The 22,934-nt window shown below is 55.3% G+C and carries 24 protein-coding genes; 4 read left to right on the top strand and 20 right to left on the bottom strand.

The genetic code is table 11. The features are described from left to right. Positions 1-33: 33 nt before the first annotated feature. From Q0N43_RS02125 to Q0N43_RS02135, 3 genes are read right to left on the bottom strand one after another with little or no spacing between them, the layout of a single operon-like run. Entirely contained in the window at positions 34-237 is a 204-nt protein-coding gene (locus tag Q0N43_RS02125; protein WP_295441781.1) for a ferredoxin, read from the bottom strand. 33 nt (positions 238-270) lie between these two features. Further along, positions 271-1,047, bottom strand: a complete 777-nt coding sequence (locus Q0N43_RS02130; protein WP_295441784.1) for an enoyl-CoA hydratase/isomerase family protein — start codon at positions 1,045-1,047, stop codon at positions 271-273. 4 nt (positions 1,048-1,051) lie between these two features. After that, a complete protein-coding gene (locus tag Q0N43_RS02135; protein ID WP_295441787.1) occupies positions 1,052-2,293 on the bottom strand; it encodes a cytochrome P450 in 1,242 nt (413 codons plus the stop codon). A gap of 157 nt (positions 2,294-2,450) precedes the next feature. On the opposite strand from Q0N43_RS02135, the gene Q0N43_RS02140 reads away from it, so the two are divergent. From Q0N43_RS02140 to Q0N43_RS02150, 3 genes are all read left to right on the top strand, one after another. After that, positions 2,451-3,410, top strand: coding sequence for an AMP-binding protein (locus tag Q0N43_RS02140; RefSeq protein ID WP_295441790.1), 960 nt, complete (start codon positions 2,451-2,453; stop codon positions 3,408-3,410). Next, positions 3,376-4,146: an AMP-binding protein gene (locus Q0N43_RS02145; protein WP_295441793.1), complete on the top strand. Its 771-nt coding sequence runs from the start codon at positions 3,376-3,378 to the stop codon at positions 4,144-4,146. The genes Q0N43_RS02140 and Q0N43_RS02145 overlap by 35 nt, the downstream gene beginning before the upstream one ends. Positions 4,147-4,336: 190 nt before the next feature. Further along, positions 4,337-5,161 (top strand): aldo/keto reductase, encoded by an 825-nt coding sequence (locus Q0N43_RS02150; RefSeq protein WP_295441796.1) that lies wholly within the window; start codon positions 4,337-4,339, stop codon positions 5,159-5,161. A 306-nt stretch (positions 5,162-5,467) separates the two neighbouring features. On the opposite strand, the gene Q0N43_RS02155 is transcribed toward Q0N43_RS02150, so the two are convergent. From Q0N43_RS02155 to Q0N43_RS02175, 5 genes are all read right to left on the bottom strand, one after another. Beyond that, the gene (locus tag Q0N43_RS02155; protein WP_295441799.1) at positions 5,468-6,661 is read right to left on the bottom strand and encodes a CaiB/BaiF CoA-transferase family protein; all 1,194 of its coding nucleotides are present in this window, start codon (positions 6,659-6,661) and stop codon (positions 5,468-5,470) included. A gap of 371 nt (positions 6,662-7,032) precedes the next feature. After that, positions 7,033-7,593 (bottom strand): cupin domain-containing protein, encoded by a 561-nt coding sequence (locus tag Q0N43_RS02160; protein ID WP_295441802.1) that lies wholly within the window; start codon positions 7,591-7,593, stop codon positions 7,033-7,035. A 50-nt stretch (positions 7,594-7,643) separates the two neighbouring features. Next, entirely contained in the window at positions 7,644-8,195 is a 552-nt protein-coding gene (locus Q0N43_RS02165) for a cupin domain-containing protein (protein ID WP_295441805.1), read from the bottom strand. Between the two features lie 50 nt (positions 8,196-8,245). Then, positions 8,246-8,689 carry a Zn-ribbon domain-containing OB-fold protein gene (locus tag Q0N43_RS02170; protein WP_295441808.1) on the bottom strand — a complete coding sequence of 148 codons (444 nt, stop codon included), beginning with the start codon at positions 8,687-8,689 and terminating at the stop codon, positions 8,246-8,248. Continuing rightward, the gene (locus Q0N43_RS02175) at positions 8,686-10,011 is read right to left on the bottom strand and encodes a thiolase family protein (RefSeq protein WP_366845926.1); all 1,326 of its coding nucleotides are present in this window, start codon (positions 10,009-10,011) and stop codon (positions 8,686-8,688) included. Before Q0N43_RS02175 ends, Q0N43_RS02170 begins: the two co-directional genes overlap by 4 nt. A 44-nt stretch (positions 10,012-10,055) precedes the next feature. On the opposite strand from Q0N43_RS02175, the gene Q0N43_RS02180 reads away from it, so the two are divergent. Then, positions 10,056-10,994: a LysR family transcriptional regulator gene (locus Q0N43_RS02180; RefSeq protein ID WP_295441811.1), complete on the top strand. Its 939-nt coding sequence runs from the start codon at positions 10,056-10,058 to the stop codon at positions 10,992-10,994. Here Q0N43_RS02180 and Q0N43_RS02185 read toward each other — a convergent pair. The 12 genes from Q0N43_RS02185 to Q0N43_RS02240 all read right to left on the bottom strand — a co-directional run bounded on the left by Q0N43_RS02185 (position 10,971) and on the right by Q0N43_RS02240 (position 22,859). Beyond that, positions 10,971-11,297, bottom strand: a complete 327-nt coding sequence (locus Q0N43_RS02185) for a hypothetical protein (protein WP_295441813.1) — start codon at positions 11,295-11,297, stop codon at positions 10,971-10,973. The genes Q0N43_RS02180 and Q0N43_RS02185 overlap by 24 nt on opposite strands. Further along, entirely contained in the window at positions 11,294-11,923 is a 630-nt protein-coding gene (locus Q0N43_RS02190; RefSeq protein WP_295441816.1) for a 3-hydroxyacyl-CoA dehydrogenase family protein, read from the bottom strand. Before Q0N43_RS02190 ends, Q0N43_RS02185 begins: the two co-directional genes overlap by 4 nt. A gap of 2 nt (positions 11,924-11,925) precedes the next feature. Next, positions 11,926-12,795: a 3-hydroxyacyl-CoA dehydrogenase family protein gene (locus tag Q0N43_RS02195; RefSeq protein WP_295441818.1), complete on the bottom strand. Its 870-nt coding sequence runs from the start codon at positions 12,793-12,795 to the stop codon at positions 11,926-11,928. A 10-nt stretch (positions 12,796-12,805) separates the two neighbouring features. Beyond that, positions 12,806-13,972, bottom strand: coding sequence for an acyl-CoA dehydrogenase family protein (locus Q0N43_RS02200; protein ID WP_295441820.1), 1,167 nt, complete (start codon positions 13,970-13,972; stop codon positions 12,806-12,808). Continuing rightward, on the bottom strand, positions 13,969-14,697 hold the full coding sequence (locus tag Q0N43_RS02205; protein ID WP_295441823.1) for an SDR family oxidoreductase: 729 nt from the start codon (positions 14,695-14,697) through the stop codon (positions 13,969-13,971). The genes Q0N43_RS02200 and Q0N43_RS02205 overlap by 4 nt, the downstream gene beginning before the upstream one ends. After that, positions 14,697-15,464, bottom strand: a complete 768-nt coding sequence (locus tag Q0N43_RS02210) for an enoyl-CoA hydratase-related protein (protein WP_295441825.1) — start codon at positions 15,462-15,464, stop codon at positions 14,697-14,699. The genes Q0N43_RS02205 and Q0N43_RS02210 overlap by 1 nt, the downstream gene beginning before the upstream one ends. Further along, on the bottom strand, positions 15,461-17,125 hold the full coding sequence (locus Q0N43_RS02215) for a class I adenylate-forming enzyme family protein (RefSeq protein ID WP_295441827.1): 1,665 nt from the start codon (positions 17,123-17,125) through the stop codon (positions 15,461-15,463). The genes Q0N43_RS02210 and Q0N43_RS02215 overlap by 4 nt, the downstream gene beginning before the upstream one ends. A 16-nt stretch (positions 17,126-17,141) precedes the next feature. Continuing rightward, positions 17,142-17,921 (bottom strand): enoyl-CoA hydratase-related protein, encoded by a 780-nt coding sequence (locus Q0N43_RS02220; protein WP_295441829.1) that lies wholly within the window; start codon positions 17,919-17,921, stop codon positions 17,142-17,144. A gap of 11 nt (positions 17,922-17,932) precedes the next feature. Further along, on the bottom strand, positions 17,933-19,162 hold the full coding sequence (locus Q0N43_RS02225) for a CoA transferase (protein WP_295441832.1): 1,230 nt from the start codon (positions 19,160-19,162) through the stop codon (positions 17,933-17,935). Next, on the bottom strand, positions 19,162-20,373 hold the full coding sequence (locus Q0N43_RS02230; RefSeq protein ID WP_295441835.1) for a CaiB/BaiF CoA-transferase family protein: 1,212 nt from the start codon (positions 20,371-20,373) through the stop codon (positions 19,162-19,164). Before Q0N43_RS02230 ends, Q0N43_RS02225 begins: the two co-directional genes overlap by 1 nt. Before the next feature lie 3 nt (positions 20,374-20,376). Then, a complete protein-coding gene (locus Q0N43_RS02235; protein WP_295441837.1) occupies positions 20,377-21,597 on the bottom strand; it encodes an amidohydrolase family protein in 1,221 nt (406 codons plus the stop codon). Positions 21,598-22,202: 605 nt separating this feature from the next. Further along, positions 22,203-22,859: a glutathione S-transferase N-terminal domain-containing protein gene (locus Q0N43_RS02240; RefSeq protein WP_295441841.1), complete on the bottom strand. Its 657-nt coding sequence runs from the start codon at positions 22,857-22,859 to the stop codon at positions 22,203-22,205. Between the last annotated feature and the right edge of the window lie 75 nt (positions 22,860-22,934).

Below are 22,934 nucleotides of genomic sequence, written 5' to 3' on the forward strand. Positions count from 1 at the left end.
TTTGTCGAAGCAAGCTGATGCTGCGCTTCTACTTCAGTCCTCGACTACTGATATGGCTCGCTCCGGGCAGCTTTTCATTCCAAGCGCTGCGTTGCGTTCTTCGCCGACGGGCACATCGATCGTTTTGCCTGCATCAGCATTGTAGCCGTCTTCGTCATTCAAGCGAAATACGTTGGGAGCGTATTTTGCGCAGCGACCGTGGCCGGTGCATTTTTCTTCGTCGATATATACCTTCATGATGCTTATCTCCCTAACAATATCGGCTAGTTTTTAGCTTTGCGCTTTTGAGAGCAAATCAACGACAGCTAGCGCTTCCAAGCTCAAACCAAGGCTGAGGCCTTCATCCATAAGTCGCTTATAGCGCTGGGTGAGCACCACGCGTGAGTAGCGGAGGGCCAGGTCGGTCTTTCCCGCAAACACCTTCGCGATTTCCATTGCACGTGCTTGCAACTCACCCGGCGGAACGACCTCGCCAACGACACCGAAGTCCAGCGCTTTGCCGGCGCCCAGCTCCTGGCCCATGAGCAAAAAGTAACGACCGCGATTAGGACCAAGAAGATGCGTCCAAACGACATGTGCCCCATCGCCAGGAACGATGCCGCCCATGAAATGCGGGGCGTCCTGAAAAATAGCGGTTTCGGATGCAATGACGATATCGCTTAGTACAGGTATTTCAGGATGAAACCGTGCCGGCCCGTTGACAGCGCTGATAATCGGCACTTCGATGTCTAGCAGATTTTTAAGAAGTTTTCTGCCATCGTAGAATGTGTGATCCCACTCAGAAGCGGTATTTAGCTTAAAGCTAGCGAAGTCTATTTCTTCGCACCAAACGCTACCAGTACCGGTCATTACAACGACACGATTGCCCCGGTCGGCTCCAATATCCGCGAAGCAATAGCCTAGCTCTTCGTGGCTCTCTTCGCTCCACACGAAAGGTCCGCCCTTAGTGTGCAAACGCATTAGCAAGATGCCATCGTCATCACGTGTCAGCGCAATGTTGTGATACCGATTTCTGTAGTCTTCGAATTTTGGTGCCAGTCTGCTCATGCGATCACCATTCAAGTTGGAGGGTACGCATGGAGCGCAAAAAGCCGGTGACATAGGTTGGCTCACCGCCCGGCTTCACGCGATATTCGGGGATACGCTTTAGCCACTCTTCCAATGTCGCTATCAATTCAATACGCGCCAGATTGGAGCCAATGCACCGATGCGGACCAACGCCGAACGTGGAATGCGGAATGCCCTCGCGGCTCAGGTCGATTTTTTCTGGTTCATCCATGTGGCGCGGATCACGTGACGCACACGCGTAAGTCAGCATAACGAACTCGCCTTCCTTAATTGAAGTGCCGGCTACTTCAACATCCGCAGTCGCAGTGCGTCCTAGTGCAACAACTGGAGGAAAAAAGCGGGCATATTCCTCAATGGCGTTTTCGACCAATTCCGGGTTGTCAATCAACAGCTGCCGCTGGTCTGGGTTCGTTGCGAGATGGTGTATTGCTGAGCCCATAACAAATGTGGTGGTGGCGATGCCGCCAAAGGTCAAATCGACGAGGATACTGACCTTGTGTTCCCATGGTGATTCAGTGCCATCGTCATAAGTTACCCCGGCCAAAATCGTATCGATTAGATCACCGCGCTGCGGTTGCGTCGAGCGCCACTGAAGATGTTTATCGAGATATTCAAATACCTCACCAAAATTTCGGGCACGTTCGGCAAGATCGAGAGCAAACGTCCCTTCTTCGACGCCATTTACCAGCATAGCCAAATCGTCAATGGGCAGGCCAAGAACGTTTTTAAAGAATGCCCAGCCTGGGAGCAGCGCACCAAATTCGCTTATGAATTCGCATTCTCCACGATCAATGAATTTGTCGATCAGCGCATTCGCATCGTCCCTTACAACTTGCTCATAACCTGCGCAAACCTTCGGACTAAGGTGGGGGTTCAGCACTCGGCGCCAGCGCGTGTGGATCGGTGGATCGCTCTCTTCAGGCATCAGATAGGGCAAGCCGTCCGGCCGATTGGGCATGTAGCCCTTTGCGCTACTGAAAGTCTGCCAGTCCTGTGCAGCGGCGCGGACGTCGTCTTGCGTGTTGATCATATAATACCCTTTGCCGACCTTTGAATGGACGACAGGGCATTTATGAGCCATAAAATTGAGTGTTTCGTCGAAGCGATCATTGAAAACGGGATCATCCAGATCAAAGTCATTTACCAGATCGCGTCCAAAACGCTCAATCAGAGCTTCGGGCGTGGTTTCTTGATCCAGCGGTTCGGTTGGCGAACTACCATTCATGGTTGCAATTCCTCTCTCACGAGCTATTTACTCAAAACAATCATTTGTTTTTGTCATAACCTAATCGTGACGTCAATAGAAGATGCACGCCCATACAAGCGAGGCTGCGCTTTAATGTTTTAGTTTTCAGAGGAGCTGCCATTGTGCTGTGTTCATAATGACTGATGGGATCTCACGCCATAATAGTCAAAGCTATGTTATGGGAAAGCAATTGCCTTTTCTGCCAATGGGACGAATAGGTGATGCGCTTAGACAGGCAGCTAACAACTGGCCGCACTTCGAAGCATTGGTTTCAGTCGAGCAAGGAATCCGTCTCACTTGGTCAGGCCTCGATCATGCGGTTGATGACTTGGCGGCAGGCTTGCGTGCGTTGGGTCTTTGCCCAGGTGATCGTGTGGGCCTGTGGGCTGTCAATTCTGCTGAATGGGTGATTGTCCAACTGGCCACTGCACGCGTTGGAATGATATTGGTGACAATTAACCCCGCGTATCGCGTGGAAGAATTCAAGCACGCTGTGGCAGCGTCAGGCTGCGCGGCGCTGATCGTCGGGCCAGCTTACAAGACTAGCAATTTTGCAGAGCTGACCTTAGAATCTGAACCAAATTTAGGCAGTGTAAGTCAACAAATTATGCTGCCTACCATCCGGGTCGCAATTCAGTTCGGTTCCGAAATAACGGCAGGATTTTTGGACTGGGATGAAGTCATCGCGGCGGGCAAGCGCAACATTGACATGCTGCACGATAATGAGCCCGCAACTTTCAACGAACTAAGCCCAGTAAATATCCAATTTACGAGCGGCACCACTGGTCTTCCCAAGGGCGTGACCCTTAGCCATCAGAACATTCTGCAAAATGGCTGGTTCACTGGTAGGGCGTTAGGCCTCACTGAACGTGACCGACTCTGCATTCCTGTGCCACTTTATCATTGCTTTGGTTTGGTAACCGGGGTGCTGGCTTGTGTAGCGCGCGGCGCCACGATGGTGTTGCCTAGCCCCACCTTCGATGCAGAGCGGACTTTGTCGACACTCGCGGAGGAGGCATGCACCGCAGTTTATGGAGTGCCAACTTTATGGAGTGCCAACAATGTATGCGGCAATTCTTCGGTTACCGAATTTTGACAGTTATCAAATCCAGTCCTTGCGGACAGGAATAATGGCAGGATCAATCTGTCCAGAGGATCTCATGCTTGACGTCATGACCCGCATGCACGTGTCTGATCTCGCCATTTGCTATGGAATGACAGAGGCACCAGTGAGTTTTCAAACGTCCCCCGCAGATACAATTGCTGAGCGCACCGGCACCGTCGGGCGCATCCAGCCGAATGTTGAAGCTAAGATAATTTCGGAAAGCGGAGAAACCGTTCAATGCGGCGTTACCGGGGAAATATGTGTGCGCGGATATAATGTGATGGTTGGATACTGGGGCGACCCAGCATCAACAGCGACGACGAAAGATAGCGAGGGGTGGCTTCGTACCGGCGATTTAGGAACGATCGACACCAGTGGATTTTTGAACATCGTTGGTCGCATAAAAGATATGGTCATCCGTGGAGGAGAAAATCTCTATCCCAAAGAAATCGAAGAATATTTGCGAACACATTCGGAGATAATGGATGTTCACGTGTTCGGAGTAGCCGATGCGCATTATGGGGAAGAATTATGCGCGTGGGTGTCGGTTGCTTCGACAAGCACGCTGACTGAGGGGGATGTGAAATCCTTCTGCCACGGGAAAATATCTCACAATAAAATCCCGAAACATGTTCGCTTTGTAGAGACTTTTCCCATGACGGTAACAGGTAAAGTGCAAAAGCACATAATGCGCGCCGAAATGGAAAGTCGCCTCGTCCAGCACTGATATGAATCCTGAATCTTGTGCAACAATAAGACCCCACGGCAGAGCCCCTAACCCGAGATGCATATTCAGTAAACAAACACTTGTTTTATCTGGAAAAGCTAGGCAACAGTGCTAATTGTTATGACGACGGACAGGCTGAAGAAGGGACAAGGTCATTAGCGCGCAATTGATACTGAATGATGGTAGGTTGATGCCGCAATTGGGCTTGGGCTTGATGCGCTTCGGCTCAGAATCGGAAACGGTCGCGGTACTAAGTCGGGCCGTTAGCGCTGGTTATCGGTTGTTCGACAGCGCCGCTGTTTATGGCAATGAGCAGCTAGTGGGTGAAGGTCTTCGCCAGTGCGGGGTGGTCAGGCAGGATCTGTTTGTTACGACCAAGTTGTGGAACACGGAGCACGGTCGCTTAAAGGCCCGCGCTGCGCTGACGGGAAGCCTTGATCGGCTCGGACTTGATCAAATCGATCTATATCTGATCCATTGGCCTCTCCCGATGGAGGACCTTTACGTCGATACGTGGCGTGCGCTGATCGAATTACAAGGCGAGGGGTTGATCGGTTCGATCGGTGTTTCGAACCACACTCAAGAGCAGTTGGTGCGCTTGATTGAAGCAACTGGCGTTGTTCCTGCCGTTAATCAAATCGAGATGCACCCGCGGTTCCAGCAGCACATGCTGCATGAATTCCACAAGCAGCACGGCATTGTAAGTCAAGCTTGGTCACCATTCGGCGGCGGCGGTACCGGCGAAGTTCCAGTGCTTTCCGAGCCGGTTCTTATTAAAATTGCTGCCAAGCATGATTGCACAGTTTCACAGGTTATCCTCCGCTGGCTTACACAACTGGGTGCGTCAGCTATTCCCAAAGCAACAAGCATGAAGCACCTTGCAGAGAACATTGGCGCGTTGGCATTTGATCTTGACCATGCAGACATGGTTGAGATCGCCTCTCTAGATAGCGAGTATGGCCGGACAGGGCCCAATCCAATGACCTTCGCCGTAAAAGATTGGTCCGCTTCTTGATCCGCCCTTTCCCTGCACACCTACAGTTCAATTCTGCGGTACCAGGTGATCCTAGAACGTACATGGTCAATGTACGGTTCAATTTTTAATCGCACTGTCTAAAACGAATTGATTATCGCCTCGGAGAGGCGATATCGAATATATGGGCACACTCTTTTGGGCTCTGGTTTTGGTTCCTCTTGATTGCAGCCTGTGGCTTTCCCCAATAGCTTGGCGATGCTGGCTATTCTGATATTGATAATAAGCTTCAGTAAGACAGATCCTCGCATTTTTCAAATGTCAGAAGTTTAAAAAATGTGTGCTTTGTCAAGTAGGCATTCCTCTTTCGGCTTTTAGTGAGTGACGCGGGTCGTCGGCCGGATGGGAGTGGTGAGATGGCCCGATGGCATCGGCATCTCCGCCTTCGTAAGAACCTAGCGCTGGAGCTGGGCGCATTGCATCCTTCGATCGAAAAACCGGCGCGATTGGCAATGGGAGAACAGGGATGTTCACGCCGTCCGCAGTTAGGGTGCGATCGAACAACCCTGTGTGTTTGTTTTGCGGGTGGGAAACCGCAGTCTGCAGATCTTCAATCAGCGAACAGCACACGTCCTCGCCTTCAAATGCCGCCATCCATTCCGATGCCGTTCGAAGGACGATCAGGCTTTCAATGGCATTCGTGGTAGTTTCAGCTTGTGCCTGATCGGCGTCCCGCAATTCGTCAGGCAACCCAATAATTCGGCAGAAATTTAGCCAGAACTGCTGCTCCAGTGGCGCTGCTGCGATGAAGCGATCGTCGGAGGTGCGATATATCTGGTAACGGGGAGTCCCGCCCGTTGTGAGGCCACCCTTACCCTCCGGCCATTTTGCAAGGCCCAATCCTTCGCCGAGCGTTTCGTAGGCGAAAGTGTAGAGCGAATCCGCCATAGAAAGGTCGAGATAGGCGCCTTCACCGGTTCGCTGCCTACGCATGAGTGCCAGCAGGATATTGATTACTGCTGGGTAGGTGCCGCCAGCTATGTCCGCTGCAAGGACAGGTGGAAGACCTGGCTTGCCGTCGGTCCCGACCGATGATCCCAGGAGGCCGCTTTCGGCCATAAAATTGAGATCATGTGACGCCTTGCCGGCCTTGGGGCCGCTCTGGCCCCACCCAGTCAGAGAGCAATAGATTATCCCCGGATTCTTCGCCACTATATCTTCGAACCCCAATCCAAGGCGAGACATGACCCCCGGTCTGAACTGTTCGAGAATGATGTCGGCCTTTTCCAGCAGTGGGTCGAGTCTTGCGCGGTCCTCGCTATCCTTGAGGTTCAGCGTGAGACTTTGCTTGCCGCGATTGAGCATGTGGAAATTGATGCTGCTACCGGCCAGCCGCGGTTGGTAACTGCGCATCTCGTCGCCGGTACCTGGCCTTTCTATTTTGACGATCGTTGCACCGGCTTCTGCTAGCATCAAGCTTGCAAGCGGACCGGGAAGAAGGGTGCTGAAATCGAGAACGAGAAGGTTGGTGAGAGGGGGCATGTTCGTACCTGCCTATTGGTTGTTGCTGGATGGCGATAACTGTCTCGGGTTTCTCGGTACTGCCGCGATCGGCGCTGCTAGCGACATCAATTTTGCGAACGGCTCAGGTTGAGCTCCTCTTTGACACCGTGCCTTGGGACACATTTTGATGCACACAAGAAGGGAATTAAAAAGGTTGTGTCATTGCTCTCTATGCCGCGCGGGGTCGGGCGCGCACTAGAAAAGATCTAGCAGATATAGATGCGAGGACCAGAAGACAAAATACGCAGAGCAGTATCTCGAAAACAACGATTTTTCCTAGCAGTGAGAGGCAGCGCCCCGATGAGCGTTCCTGTCCGCCGGTTTCAGAGACTTAGCTTTAACCCCAACGATTACCAGCCCGACCCATCATCGAGGGCTGCCGCTGCGAGAGCGGCCTCAGGCGTCAGCGTAGCCCCCGATTCGTTAACGAAATAGATATCAAACGGTGCGTCGGCAACCATGAAAATTAGGCAGTCTTCAACGGACGTGCACCGAAAACGGTGAATGTGGCCACTGGGTAGTTGAGAATAGGATCCAACCTTCAGGATAACAGGCCGTTCACCCTTCATTTGCGCAAGCGGGGCGCCTTGCAGCACTACCAATTCCTCCGTCGGAGTATGCCAATGGTTGGGTACAAGGCAACCCGACCGCATCCGCACCATCAAGGTAGATGCACCAGTTGCCATATTACCTCGCAAAGGCGCGATAGTGGTGCAGGAAGGTACCCCTGGAACTGCCATGAAGGCTGCATCGGCGGGGCGCTGCAAAAGTATTGCTGGTGTGCCCGACGCATGGGCGGCATGCGCGCCTTGGGAAGCCTCATCTCCCCCCAAAGCTGCCGCAGCATTGGCTGCACCGGCACTCAACAGGGCAAACGCGGCGGCAGTCAGAGCTGAACATCTTATGGTCATGGCAGGTCTCCGGAGGGGTATCTGGTTTCGAGGCGGCAGACGCCTTGGGACTATTTCGCGTGCAGCGCTTGGAACGGCGGTGGCGGCAGGTGATCAGCCGCTCCGTTAGCCTTAGCTGTGCGATACATCCATTCGCAATCGACGAATTCACCCGTTGGCAGCCCGTCCTCGCCGACGCCACTCAGTCCAGCATAGAAGATGACGAAGAAAGTTGCGCCATCGGGCCCGATGGTAGGCTTGTGATGAATGCCGCCAGCTTCCACGATATAGTCGCCCTTGAACATCGTACCATATTCGTAGGAAAACTCGCCCTCGAGAACAAAGGCATGGGCCTCACCGAAGTGATGGTGATCTGGTGTTTCGAGCCCACCGCGCATACGGATAAGCGCCGTAAACATGCTGTGTGCACGATTGATGTAGAGCAACTTGAACTCGCTGCCTTCCATAGCCCAATTCGTCCAAGGCACTTGCTCGCACCGCACCAGCGATGAACCATCCGGAAAGATCTTCGACATGTAGCGGTCAGCCACTGCGAAGCCGGATCGATCGTTAGAAGCATTTGGGGCTCCGGTGCTTGCGGATTGCTGAATAATAGTTGACATATAACTCTCCTTGTTTTTTTCGCATCAATTGAAAGGTATAAACATCCCTTTTAAACCATATAACTGTTATGTGAACCCCCTTTTTGCCGTGCGCCGAAAAAGGGGCCGTCAGCATAGATGACGCTTACCATTTCCACAGCCATACCACACTGCCAAGCCGCATCGCCAATGAAAGGGCAAGCCACGCGTATACCACAATCCAGATCGACGATCCCGATGGCATAGGGCAAGTCTTCCTCGAAAATAGCCGGACCGGCGTGGACCCGCGTCCACGAATAGATCCTTCCCTCGGTTGTTATTTCCTCCCAATCGATCACATCTGTCCAGCAATGTGGGCAGATTGGCTTTGGAGGAAAGCTGTGACGTTGACATCCTCGGCAACGGGTAACAAGGAAGCGGCCTTCGGCAAGCGCATCCCAGAACACACGCGTGAACTCGGTGGCCCGCGGCGGATAGCGGCGACTGTGAGACAGTTTCACCAAAGGCATTGTCATTTCGCGGCCTCCAGAACATGCACAAGTGCAGCGTTGTAATTGCCTAGCTCGTTCATAAGGAACCCAATCCTTGCGCTATCAACCTGACGCGGACCAGCGCGACCGCGTAGCTGGTCAAAAAGTTCCACGACGCTGTAAAGCGGCGTAGCGTAGGAGGGGTGGCCTCGCGAAGTCAACCCGCCAGACGTGCCGATAGGTATCTTCCCGCCTAACGATGTCATGCCAGTGGCAGCGGCATGCGCTCCAAGCCCTTTGGGAAAGAAGCCTGCCGCTTCGCTGGCCAACACTTCGACGATGGTGCAGGGCGCATAGAGTTCAGCCAAATCGACAGCATCGGGGCCAAGTCCGGCAGCCTCGAATCCGGCTGTAGCCGCTGTGGCAGCGGCAGTAAAACCGATCATGTCTGCAGGGACATCCCCTATCTGGTGAACACCTTCATGGTGAAAGGCTCGCGACCGGATAATGACATAGGAAAGTCCCCGCCGCCGCGCGTATTGCTCGCTGGCAATCACAACGCATGCCGCGCCGTCACCCCTGGGCGGTACTTCGTATAGCCCCAGCGGTTCAACGATGGAGCGCTGGGCAAGAACTTCTTCCAGCGTGATAGGTTTGCGAAACTGTGCAAGTGGATTATGGGCTGCATGGCCACGGTTCTTGACGGCGACAGAGGCCACCTCCGAGCGACTGACGCCGTATTCAAACATGTAACGCTGCATGTCGAGTGCATACCAGCTAATCGGCGTAAAACCGGCTGGGGCGTGAAAATCAACGTCACCCGTCTTGCGCATGCTCTCCATCATGTGATCTCGAGCACTGATAGCTGTTTCCATATTTATGCCCAGCGCGAGGGCCACTTCCGTGCGACCCAAGGCAACCTCGTCCAGAGCCTTGTCGAAGGCTAGGGCCCCAGTGAGGCCGTTGCCCAAGACCTCCATGACAATGCCGTCGCAGGGAATGCGTAGATAGCTGGTCATGAAAGTGCTGAAATATTGTTGGCGCGTGTAAGGCCGAGGCTGGGCCACAACAATTGCCCCAACCCTCTCCCTCTCGGCACCTGAATCGGCCATGGCCTCGACTACCAGCCGAGCGAGCAGCTCGTGTTCCACCACATGGACTTCTGCATTGGAAGGTGTCTGGTGGCGACCTACCGGTAACGCACTGCAGCCAATGATTACGGGGCGGCAAGACATAAGCGCCTCTCCAATTGATATGTTTTCCAAAGGGGTGCTAGGAGACGTCCTTGTTGTCCCACAATTGCAATCGTCGAGGTCATCGTATAGGCGAAATAACGTATTATATAGAAAAAATATGGTAGACGCCATAAGAGCGGTTGGCGATAAAATAATCCAGTCAAGGAGTACGCCTTTTGGCCGAATTGTCTCACAAATCGATCATCGAATCCCGCAGATTGCTGTATTTTTTCTATGTCGCCAAGCATGGCAGCTTTAGCAGGGCTGAAGGGGTGCTGGATGCGCCGCAGCCAGTAATTAGCCGTCAAATTGCGAAGCTTGAGGATGAGCTTGGCGTGCAGTTGCTGGATCGTAATGGTCGTGGCGTCACGCTGACCCCGTTCGGCGAGATTCTGCTGCGCCATGCCGAGACCATACTGCGTGAAATGGGTAATGCCATTTCTGAGCTCGACATTGCCAAACGCAAGCCTGCCGGTCAGGTTCGATTGGCTGCGCCTGCTACCTTTATGACCCTCTACATGCCAGAGATTTTGCGTCGGTTCATGGAGGAATTGCCCGACGTAGAACTGGTTATCACACAGCTCCTGACGGGAGAGATTTATGAAAGGCTGGTCTCCGATTATATCGACATCGGTATCGTCCACTCGGTACCCAATAAGACGCGGTTCGAAGTGCGCGAACTGCTGGTGGAACCCATGGTCTGTCTGGTGGAGCATAACCACGCATTGGCCGGAACATGCACCATCGCTCGCAGCGATCTGGCCGACCAAAGGCTTGCCGTTCCCTCTTCTGCGCATGGCTTGCGGGGCCTGATCGACAGTTACATGGCCGCGGGAGATATTAGTTTTACGCCGCATGTCCAGATCGACAGCGTTCCTTTGATTCGCGAAGTCGTGGCAGAAGGACAAATGGCAACAATCCTGCCGCAATCGACAGCCGCGCTCGAATTTAACGACGGCCGGTTTGTTGCGCTTAATCTGCGTCCGACATTCAAACGCTCGCTCTTTGTCGCGCATTTTAAGGACGCTCGCAACAAGGCAATCGTTGATGCCATGGTCCATCATATCTCGGCAGTAGTGAATGAGAGAACGTTAGCCCTCACCGGCTTGGCCTGACGCTGAAGGCGCTTCATTCATGCAGTCTTCCTGGTAATCATAGTCCGCGTCGCTGCGCACCAGATGCAGCGTCCCGCGGTTGTAAATGACCTCAGTCCAAGCATGGTCGACATATCTGGCGGCGGTGGCGAGATCTTGTGAGGATCGCCATGTCGTCCAAAGCTGGCCGTCAAAATCGATCATAGACTCAATCCGTTCGGCTAGGTGCACCCCAGCTACCCGTGAACTGGCCTCTAGGGCTGCCAATATGCGGGGATCGGCCGTGCCGCGGACGCCATGCTTGGTGCAGGGTGGCAATGTCACTTCGAAGCCCTCTGCCAGGCAATTTGAGCACGTCGCGCTGGGGTGAAATCATTGTCACCAAGCGCGCCTTCTAGGACTGCAGTGACTTCATGATGATCGGCCAATCCAGTTCGCGCAAGTAACGCATTAGGCCCTTCGGGATAGCCAAGGCCCAGCATTAGGGTCTTGTCCATGTCCGCCGCTGACGCCAGTCCATCATCCAGACGCCGGAGCACGGCATTGAAATAGGGCCTAATCAAGCGGTTGACAATCCGGCCGGGCCGATCGGCGCAGCATGCCACCACAAACCCGCCGCCTTCGAAGGCCGCCTTCGCCGCAGCGACGGCATCTTCATCAGTCCAATCCATCGAAACCAGTTCAATCAGATTGCTGGGATCGGCTGTTCCCAATCTAAAACGTGCAAAGCCCACAATGCGCGCAGCAATTGGGTCGGCATCCAACCCAATATGGTCGCCCAAGCATTCGTTATTTAGCTCAACTGCTACAAAATCCAGACAGGCTTTTGCCGCGCCGGAAATCACATCGGCAGCTGCAGTTCCAGCTAGAACGGTCCCACTGCCTGGCATCGGCGGGACATCTTTGGGGAATGAACGGCTCCGTCCAGTGATGATCACGTTTACAGGCATTGTCAGGCTCCAAACATCTTGCTGTCATCGTAATGGTGAAACCCGCGGCCGCTCTTCTTACCGAGATGACCAGCCGCTATCATGCGCCTGATGAGCGGTGGACAAGCTGCTCGCTTTTCGTTGGTAAGTCCGAACATGGCATCGCAAAGCAGTTTCTGCGTGTCTGCGCCCACAAGGTCAAGCAGCTCAAATGGGCCCATCGGATAGCCCATTGCCGCCTTCATAGCGATATCAATATCCGCTGGGCTAGCCACGCCTTGTTCCACCAAACGGATAGCGTCATTATGATATGGGATTAGGAAATAGTTGAGCACGAAGCCGGGAGTGTCGCTGGTCGCCACAGGCTTTTGCCCCAGAGCTTCGCAGAACGCCCAAGCCGCTCTCCAAGTTTCATCGCTGGTGTTCAGACCCGGAGACATCTCCACTAGCCTCATCAACTGCGCCGGCAAGCAGAAATGCATGCCAACAAACCGGTCGGCTCGACCAGAGCCTGCGGCGATCTCCGTGATCGAGATTGTCGAGGTGTTTGAGGCAAAGATGGTTTCCGGCGGACAGACTTGGTCAAGCTGGCCGAACAGATCATGCTTGGCAGTTAGGTTTTCATAGATTGCCTCAATCACAAATTCGCAATCGGCCAAATCCGCGATCCGGGTAGAGCCGATCAATCGGGCAAGTGTCGCGTCGCGATCACTCGGCGAGAGTTTACCCCGCGCCACCGACTTTTTGAGAAAGTCTGCGGTCTGCTCATGTGCGCGGTCTAGGGCCTCGCTGCTGGTGTCAAAAACACGTACGGTGAATCCCGCCCGTGCCGCGACGATAGCAATGCCTACCCCCATAGTGCCGCATCCGGCTACACCGACCGTTCTTGTCATAGGAAAATACTCATCGCGAAATAAAACTCCTGCCAATGATCTGGCGATGCACCTGATTGGTACCCTCCCAAATCTGGGTAATCTTGGCGTCGCGCATCAGGCGCTCCACTCGGTAATCCTTGCAATAGCCATAACCGCCAAGCAACTGGACGGCTTCGGTGCTGGCGCGCATTGCAACGTCTGACGCGCGCAGCTTCAGGATTGACGCCTCGATTCCGAAATCGGTCGCCCCGGCATCAATCATCGCGCCCACTTGCCAAAGATAGCTTTCGGTAAGAACCAGTTCGGCGGCGACGTCGGCGAGAAGGAACTGGATACCCTGAAACTCTATAATCTTGCGGCCCGATTGGCTGCGCTCGTTTATATAGGCTGTGGCGTCTTCAAAGGCTGCGCGGGCGATGCCGAGCGCATGCGCGGCGACGCTGGGGCGCGAGCGGTTGAGAGAAGCCAATAGCACCGTCAACCCGTCTCCTGGATTGCCGACAAGGTTCGCGCGGGGGACGCGACACTCGTGAAAGCGAATGGTCGCTGTGCTTGAGGCCCGGGTGCCCATCTTGTCCTCGTTGCGCAGGACCTCAAGGCCTGCGGTGCCTTTTTCCAGAACCAGAACGCTAATAGCCTTGCGCGGATCTTGAATGTGCGTCCACTTGCCAAACAGCAGGTAAAGGTCGGCGACATCGCCATTGGTGATAAAGGTCTTGCCTCCGTCAATGATGATGTCATCGCCATCTGGGCGGAACGCGGTTGTCATGCCAGTGGCGTCAGATCCGGCCTCTGGCTCAGTAATCGCCAGCGATGCCAGCGCACCCTCGGCGATGCGAGGCAGGAAACGACTTTTCTGCTCTTCATTTCCAAACTCGATTAGGGGCTTCATCGCATGAAAGTTGGTTGCCCAGATGATACCGGTGGCTGCACAAGCGCGGGAAATTTCCCGCACGCAGGCCAAATAGCAAATGTAAGACAGACCCATGCCGCCATAGGCCTCGGGCACAAACATCATGTTCAGGCCAAGGGCATTAATGTCATGGACATTATCCCACGGAAATTCTCCTGTCCGATCAAATTCGGCGGCGCGCGGAGCGATGCGCTCTCTTGCCAAAGAGCGAACGCTGGCTAGCACCATCTGCTCGTCCTCAGGGAGGTTTAGGGAACTGTCGAGACGATCAAATACGGTCAATGGGCAACTCCTTGTGCACCGTCGATATAGATGGTTTCTCCGCTTAGGAAGCTTAGGTTTAAAGCGTAGAGTGATGCCACAAGCCGTCCGACGTCGTCGGCCGTGCCTGGCTCACCACCAGGAATGCGCTTCTCCAGATAGGCGCGCAACGACCCTTCCAGTATCGTATCACGGTTGAGGTCGGTAACTATGTAACCCGGCGCAACATCAAGCACAGCGATTGCGTGCCTTGCCCATTCAACGGCGAGAACACGGGTTATGGCACCAACCGCCGCCTTGGACGCGCAATAGGCTAGGTTGCGCTTTACCCCGATCTTGTCGAAGAACGAACCGATGTTGACTATTAGTCCCCCCGCCGCCTTCAGGTGTGGAAAGGCAGCCTGGCAACCAATCAGCACGGCCGTGGCGTTAATCGCTATCTGGGCGTTCCAATCAGCAATCGAGAGTTCTGCAGAGGGCGCTTCTGTATGTTGTCCGGCATTGTTCACGATGCCAGCTAGCGCCCTGCCGCTTGCCGCACCCTCGATCACGGCCCTCATGGCCGTTGCGTCTGTCACGTCGACGGCATAGGGGATGAACCGGTCAGCGAGCTCTGGCGTAGCTGTGGGCAGGGCCCCGCTGCGCGAAAGGCACGCCACTGTGAAGCCCGCCTCGGCCAGATGCTGCGCAATGGCTGCGCCTATACCTCTACTGGCGCCTGTTACGATCACTAAGGGATTGTCCATCAGCAGTCCTTGAAAACGGGGGGGCGCTTGTCGAGAAAGGCGGCCATGCCCTCATTCGCATCTGCGGTCTGATAGGCCAATGTAGAGAGATCGGCTTCAGTCTGAAGACCTTCGTGCAAAGGGCAGTCCATGCTGCGTCGGACAGCCTCTCGGGCGAGCCCGCTAGCGACTAAGCTGAACCCACCAAGTTCGACAGCGAAGGCTACTGCAGCCTCAAGCAGGTCGCCCTCCACGAGGCGATTGACGAGGCCGATTGCGAGTGCCTCTTCTGCACCAACCATCCGCCCTGTGAGAATTATCTCCAGTGCCCTGCTCTCGCCGACGAGGCGCGGCAGGCGCTGGGTGCCGCCATAGCCTGGGATCAAACCCAGCTTGACTTCCGGTAACCCAAAGCGCGCGCGGGGGGTGGCAAGACGGAAGCTGCAGCTTAGCGCTAATTCGCAGCCACCGCCCAAAGCGAAGCCGCTGATCGCAGCAATTGACGGGATCGGCAGCGTGTCAAGTTTGGAGAAAACGCGCTGGCCAAGTTCCGCCCCAGCCTTCTGCGCCAAAAGTGTGCGTCCGGTCAGTTCGGTAATATCAGCCCCTGCGCAAAAGGCGCGATCGCCTGCGCCGGTGATGACCAGCGCCCGCGCGTCGGATCGCGCCACTGCATCCAGAGCCTCGCTTACGCTTTCTATCATACCGAAATTCAGCGCATTAAGCGCATCAGGACGCGAAAGGGTGAGGATTGCCGTCCGGTCACGATAAGTCAGGTCAACACTCATAGATTAACTCCACTTGTGCGCCAGCGCACGGTCTGGGGAGCGAGCGTTCCGGCTCGCAACCATTGAACCAGTTCCCGCTTAAGGACCTTACCGGTAGGCCCAAGCGGTAGCCGCTCAGTTTGTCCAAAAAATTCCGGCATGTCATATTTTGAAAGGCCTTCCTCGGCGAGGAACTCGAGCAGCGCGCCGCCGTCGATCGGTTCGGTGCCAGTGACTACAAGGCAGACCTTTTCACCAAGCCTTTCGTCGGCAACGGGCACCGCCGCCGCCTTCGTGACGGCCGGGTGGCGCATCGCCAGATCCTCAATCCGCGCCGGGTGAATGTTATGCCCGCCCCGAATGATGATGTCCTTACTGCGGCCGACGATCTCCAAATTACCCTGTTCGTTAACCCTGCCAAGGTCACCGCTGAGAAACCAGCCGTCGGCATTGAACGCCCCCTCGGTCGATGCCTGATTGTTGAAATAGCCAAGCATCCGCATCGCCCCGCGACCAGCGATTTCACCAATTTCACCATTAGCAACGGCGACGTCACGGTCATTCTGGTCGAAGATAGCAATCTCGTAGGCAGCGCAAGCCTTGCCGCAGGTGCTGATGATGGTGTTCACGTCATCATTGGGCAGGGTATACTGGTGCGATCCGTTTTCGGTCATCCCGTATACGTTCTGTGGAGTTATCCCTCGATCCAGCAGGGATTGGGCGGTGACGCGCGGAATGGGCGCCCCAGCTAGATAGAAGACTTTAACCTCTCCAAGGCAGGCCTGGCCACGATCTACAAGTGCAGCAAGGATATCCATGGCGTGGGTAGGGACCCCCATGATATAGGTGGCATTGGTCTGTTCGATCCATTCGATCGGGTGTTGCCCCGCCGTTACGTCGTTCAGTACCAGCTCAAACCCGCCGACTAGCGCCTGGCAAAGGGCAACGGTGCCGATATGGTGGCTCATCTGGCTGAGCGTGAGCAATACCGTTTCCTGACTGAAACCCCAGTCTGAGACCATTGCGCGGGCATTCGCTAACAGGGTATTGTTGCTGTGCATCACAGCCTTAGGCGCTCCGGTGGTGCCCGATGTAAAGGCGAGGTAGACCACCTGATCCGGGTCGCTAGAAACTGGAGGTAACGCAGCCCCTACCCCGACAGGGTAGGCCGTCGCGGGCAAACCGGAGGCATCATCATTGCGCCGCGGGAGAGCGAAAATCGCGCGCATTTCTGTCTGCGACCGAGCCATGGCGAATATGTCGTCGCGCGCACCACCGGCGCCATGGCCTACCTCGGCAAACAGGGCACGCGATGAAACCTGGTCAAGTAAGGTGGCAACTTCGCTAGCGCCATAGGTGGCATGAAGCGACGTGTTGAAGACATAGCCATTTCGGGAACAGGCTAGGAAGATGGCAATAGCCTCTATCCGGTTGCTCATCCAAACCGATACTCGGTCTCCCGTTGTCAGTCCACATTGGTGCAATGCGGCGGCGACCCGATCAGCCTCAGCTAAAAGTTCGCGCCACGAGAGGCGACGGTGATGATCACGCACTGCCGCGCCCTCACCCCGCTCCGCCGCCCAATGCGCAGCGAGGTTGTAGAGTGTGTCATCCTGCCAAAGACCAGACGCGTAATAACGTCGCGCTTCGGCGGGGTGATGAAGGGTGAGTAGCCGATGCACGGCGCCTGTCCTGCGTCTAGCAGCCGAACTTCGAACTGTCCGGCTTCCGCCGCTCCGCGAACGACGCGGACAGTTCCTTTGCCTCTTCGCTTCGCAGATAGCCCGGCAGCAGCAAGTCGTGGGAAACGCGCGAAAGTCCGCTTACGCCGCCATGGCGTGCGCCGAAGGCTGCCTTAATGCTGGCAAGGGCAAACGCACCGCGATCAGCGATTTCCAAGGCATAAGCCCGCGTGGCCTCGGATAAGTCTGCGTCAGGTACGACCTGGTTGATCAACCCGATCGCCTCAGCTTCCTTTGCTGAGAGCTTGGGGTTGCGGAACCACATATCCTTCGCCCGCTTCTTGCCGATTAGGTCTTCAAGATACCATGTGCCATAGCCGGCATCGAAACTGCCCATCATTGGACCGACTTGACGGAACACGGCGCTTTCCTTGGCGATGGTCAAATCGCAGACCATCTGCAATACGTTGCCACCTCCAACTGCAAACCCGTTGACGCAGGCGACAACCGGCTTCTGAAGGCGATCAATGCTTTCATACATTTCCAGCGTTGGCAGCACGCCGGCGTACAACCGCGAATCCTGCATACCGTCTTTGCGCCCACCGATGCAGAAGAACTTGTCCCCAGCGCCCGTTATTACGAGCACCCGCGTGCGGGTTTCGCGGCGCACTTCATTGATGCAGTCGCGAATTTCATGGCACATTGTTTCGGTGAACATATTCCCATCATGGGGGCGGTTGAGGGTAAGCGTCCCGATTGGCCCGTCTTCGCTGTAAAGAATTTCTTGGTATTTCATCGGATGCTCCTTCAGATTATGCCTGTACGTGACATTGCTTCAATTTCGTTGGATGCAAGGCCCAGCCAGTCACCGAGCACAGCTGCGTTGTCTTCGCCCATGCGCGGTGGCGGATGGTTTGCGGCCTCGCTCTGGCCATCGAACTGGATGCCCAGCCCTACTTGCGGCACGCGCAAGCCGTCTCGGTCCAGCGCGTAGAGAAAACCGCGACGGCGCAGCGCCGCATCGGCGCCGATTTCGTCCAGTCTGTAGATTGGACCTGCTGGCACGCGGGCGGTCGTGAAGAGGGCGAGCCATTCATCGCGCGGACGCTCAACGAGGCGGCCTGCGATCACGTTGACAATGTCGGCGCGGTGCTGGCGGCGCAGGGCGTTAGTTGCATAGTCAGGGTTCTTGGCGAATTCGGCATCCCCCAGAGCGTCCCAAAACCGTTGCCAGATACCGTCATTGCCGAGGCCTAATGTAAGCGGCAGATCAGCCGTCTCAAAGGGCTGATAGATTGCGATCACGCTGTCACGCCCACCAGAACGGCGCACAGGTTCGCCGGACCCCAAGTGCGGCATCAACCGCGGAGCCATGAAGCGCGTCATGCTTTCGACCAGCGAAATGTCGATCGCCGCGCCTTTACCCGTCCGTTGGCGGCGAACCATCGCGGCAAGCGCTGCCAGTGCGGCATCTTCGCCGGCAAGCAAATCAGCAGCCGGCGTTCCTACCTTCTGCGGCGGACCATCGGGCTCGCCGGTCATGTCCATCACACCGGAATAGCCTTCAGCGATAAGGTCATAGCAAGGCATCTCGGCCCTTTCGCCAGCGAGCCCAAAGCCCGTAATCGAGACATGGATCAAGGCCGGATTGGCGGCAGATAGGGCGGCATGGTCGATGGCGAGTTTCTGCTGCACCCGGCCAGTCACATTGACAAGAACGATATCGGCCTTCTCAACCATCTTCAACAGGGTCGCGTGGCCCGACGGGTCCGTGATGTTTAGGGTCACGGCGAGCTTGTTGCGGTTAACGCTCAGGTACCAAAGAGATTCTCCGCCTAAGAAAGGCGGGCCCCATGCCCTACAATCGTCGCCCGCGCCCGGCCGCTCCACCTTAATCACGGTGGCGCCCAGATCTCCCAGCAATTGCCCCGCATAGGGGCCGGCAACCGATCCCGTTAGGTCGAGTACAACGACGCCTTCTAAAAGATCGAGGCCTGCATTAGATTTTAATGGCAGCCCGTCCGCGGGAATGGTCATCAAGCCGCCCCGCAAGCACGCAGGGAAGCAATTGCATCGGCAGACATGCCGAGAATGTCGGCAAGGACTGCATCGGTATCGGCACCCAGAGCTGGTGCCGGACGCATTTCAGGCGCGGGGCCATTGCTAAAATGGGGCTGAATGGCAGGCAGGCGCAGTTTACCGATCACTGGATGATCAAGCTCTGCAATAGCGCCACGCGCAGCGTAGTGCGGGTCAACCGCAATATCAGCGGGTGTGAAGATAAGGCTGTGGGGAACGCCGAACGCCTCTAACGCGGCGGCAGCCTCTTGCGCCGACCTCTCAAGAAACCAATCGATCATCACGGCATTGATCGCATCGAAATTCTCAACGCGCTTGATATGGCTAGAGAACCGCTCATCATCCGCGAGCTCGGCACGCCCGATGGCATCGCACAGGCGCCTAAAGACGTTATTGGCGGCCACTGTCATGGCCACATATTTGTCATCCGCAGTAAGGTAGTGATCTCCAGGCGACGCGGCAAAGTGCCGATTTCCTGAGCGGTTGCGGGGGGTTCCAAGCTTGTCGTAGGCCGTGATCATGACATCTGTGAAGCGAAACACAGCCTCAAACAGCGATAAGTCGATTTGCTGTCCAGTGCCTCCCCCTCTATCGCGCTCATACAGCGCTATCATTAATGAGAAGGCCCCCAACAAAGCAGCCTGATAGTCTGCAAGGGCCGTGCCTGGACGGATCGGTGCCCGGTCCGCGTAGCCTGTCATATTCAGGAACCCAGCAAAGGCAAGCGATATGCGGTCATATGCAGGACGTGCGGCATTGGGCCCTGTCTGCCCAAAGCCGGATGTACTTAGCATAATCAGGCGCGGATTACATTCGCGCAGGCGGGTATAATCAAGCCCCCAACGCTCCATGGTGCCCGGGCGGAAGTTTTCAACCAAAACGTCTGCATGCAGCACCAACGCGCGAAGCACGTCCTGTCCCTCAGGCAGGCGCAGATCAAGGGTGACCGAGCGTTTTGATCGCCCCTCAACATTCCAGTAGAGGCTTTCCTCGCCCACAAATGGCCCAGAATGCCTGATCGGATCGCCAGCGCCGGGGGGCTCGATTTTTATCACCTCGGCCCCAAAGTCACCCAACAACGTGGCCGCCACAGGCCCCGCGATCATTGTACCGAGTTCAATAACCCTTATTCCAGCGAGCGGTCCCCCCCGGTCCTGTCCATCGGTCATATCTTAGGCTGCCGCCGCGAATTTCTGGGGAATAGGAATGTTGAAAAGTTTGGCCGAGTTAAGACCGACAATCTTGGCAATCTGCTCTTGGGTAAGGTTCTTGGACCACGAAGCGATCGCTTTTTCACTGTTCGGCCAAGAGCCCTCAATGTGCGGATAGTCATTACCCCAGAGCAGATTGTCTACGCCAACGCGGTCCAACAACTCGATACCAATGGGGTCAGTTTCGAAACTGGCATGGCCATGCATTCGGAAATATTCCGACGGCTTGTACTTCAGTTGCGGTGAAACCCAGAAAGCAAAGCAGTTATGGCCGTGGTCCATCGCCCACAGGGCGTAGGGAAGCCAACCTGCGCCAGCCTCGATAGTGGCAAATTTGAGCTTAGGGAAGCGGTCGAATACGCCGGAGCTACAAAGCTGGACTGTGGGCTCCAGAACAGTGTTCATTGCGTGGACAACATAGTTGATTATGGCCCCACCATCGCCGCCGGCCGTGCGGGGATCCTTACCTGTGCCAGCATGGAATGTGACGGGCAGCCCAGTCTCGGAAAGCGCGTCCCACAGCGGATCGAACACGGATTGATTGTAGCTTGCACCCTTCACCAGCGGCGGCATCATAACGAACTTGAAGCCGCGATCGGCTGACCGTTCAATCTCACGCACGGCGGCCGGGATATCCGCCGGCGCAACGCAGGCCGACGGGAAGCTGCGGCTGTGGCCACCAAAGGCTTCGAAGGCCCAGTCATTCCAAGCCGCACACATAGCAACATTTAACTCGGGATCGGGTGACTGCCAGTTAGTTAACCCCTTGTTTGGAAACACTATCTCTGCGTCAACCCCGTCATAGTCCATGTCCCTGTAGCGGTCGGCGCTGAAGCCGCCCTGGTTTTGGAACATTGCCCCCTTCGTCCTGTCGAGCGACGGGCGGTACGTTTCGTTGCCAGCATCCTTGATGAATTCATCGACAGGAACCGAGAGGTCTCGCGGCGCCTCACGAATCATCGACGGCCGAATTCCTTCCGCAACGAACCACTTACGTCCCTTTTCGTCAACCTTGACGTGCGGCAGCCGCTCGCGAAAGCGTGGCTCAACCCTCGCTGACCATACGTCGTTGGGCTCATTTACATGACCATCGGCCGAGACCACAAAAAAGTCCTTCAGTGCGCTCTTGTCCGCAGCAACGTCGGGCGCCGCTGCGATATCATGATTTAGTACTGTTGCCATATTGACCCCCATTTACCATATATCTGGTATGCAATTTTTTATCCCGTGTCAACGACACTCATGGGCAAATATCAGAAATTCCGTTGAGCATATTCTGGCTCAGCGCCGTAAACTGGCGACTGGCCCGTCCACACTGATGATGCGGATGACGCTAGGCTACTTAGTGCCAACCACCGCCATATTCCGAGCAAGGAATTGGCAGTGCTGCCGAGTGTCCATTGGCGCAGATGAAGGGGAACAGCCCAGTTATCCTGCAGGTCGGGTCCAATTCACAGTTACCTCCTGGGTATACCCACCGACTTCGCGGCACCTCAGTTGGAGGCTGTCTCATAATCATGTTTGCCGACGCGGCGTTCTATACATCTTTTTCTGTACGAAACGCGGCTTGCACTGACTAACTAGGCAGCGCCCGCAGTAGGGGCACTTGACGACGTGTTGGGTCGCAAAAAAACTAAGAGCTTGCGAAAAAAGCGTCTTTTTGAGTTTATAGATTTTCGGGTCTTCTGATCAGGATGAACATACTGGCGCTTGGAGGCTGTCCGATAACACATTAATGAGCACCCCGGAGGCTGCTCATGCTTTAACCGCTCGCGGTTCCTTAATTTCTATTTTAGTTCAGTATCGAAATCGACTGTCATTGGCTTTGGGCGACTTCTTTCAAACGATTCCCGACATTCTAAGCGGCGAACAAGTTTTGCGATGTTGGAGAAGCGTGACGACCAAACAAGCGCTGGTAACTTAGGGATCATCCCTTGTTCGATAACAAATTCCCACGCCAGCACGGTCGTTGCTAATGCTATCTCGCCAAGGTGCGGTCGATCGCCTTCAATAACACTATTTGCCACCAGTTCTTCCGCTGCAGCTAAGCCGCTATTCAATTTTCGCTCCTGCCGCTCTATCACTGCTTGCGCGGATGCCGGACGATGATGCTCGAAAATCATCGCCTGCGCGACCTCCATCAACCGTTCGCCCAGAACTTGCAACCGTCTCGCCTGCACACGGTCCTCAAGAGGGCCGGGAAGCAACGCGGTTTCTGGGTGAAACCATTCCAGCCAATCCAGAATGAAGCTTGAATCGTATATGGCCTCACCATTATCCCTCAGCAATATCGGCAATTGCTCCAGTGGGCTGTGGCGCCGCGTCTCGGTTGCTTCAGCCCATGGTAAATCGTAGATTGTCTCGAACGGCAGTCCTTTCTCGTGAAGTGCGACTGCTACTTTGCGGCCATACGGGCTTGGACCGGCGTTCACCAACTTATACATCTTTACGGTCTCCTATGTCGCTGCAAGCTAGCTATGGGCCAATAATCATTGACAATCAAATAAGGGATATACGAA

The sequence above is a fragment of the Sphingorhabdus sp. EL138 genome (assembly GCF_945882965.1).
GTDB lineage: Bacteria > Pseudomonadota > Alphaproteobacteria > Sphingomonadales > Sphingomonadaceae > Sphingorhabdus_B.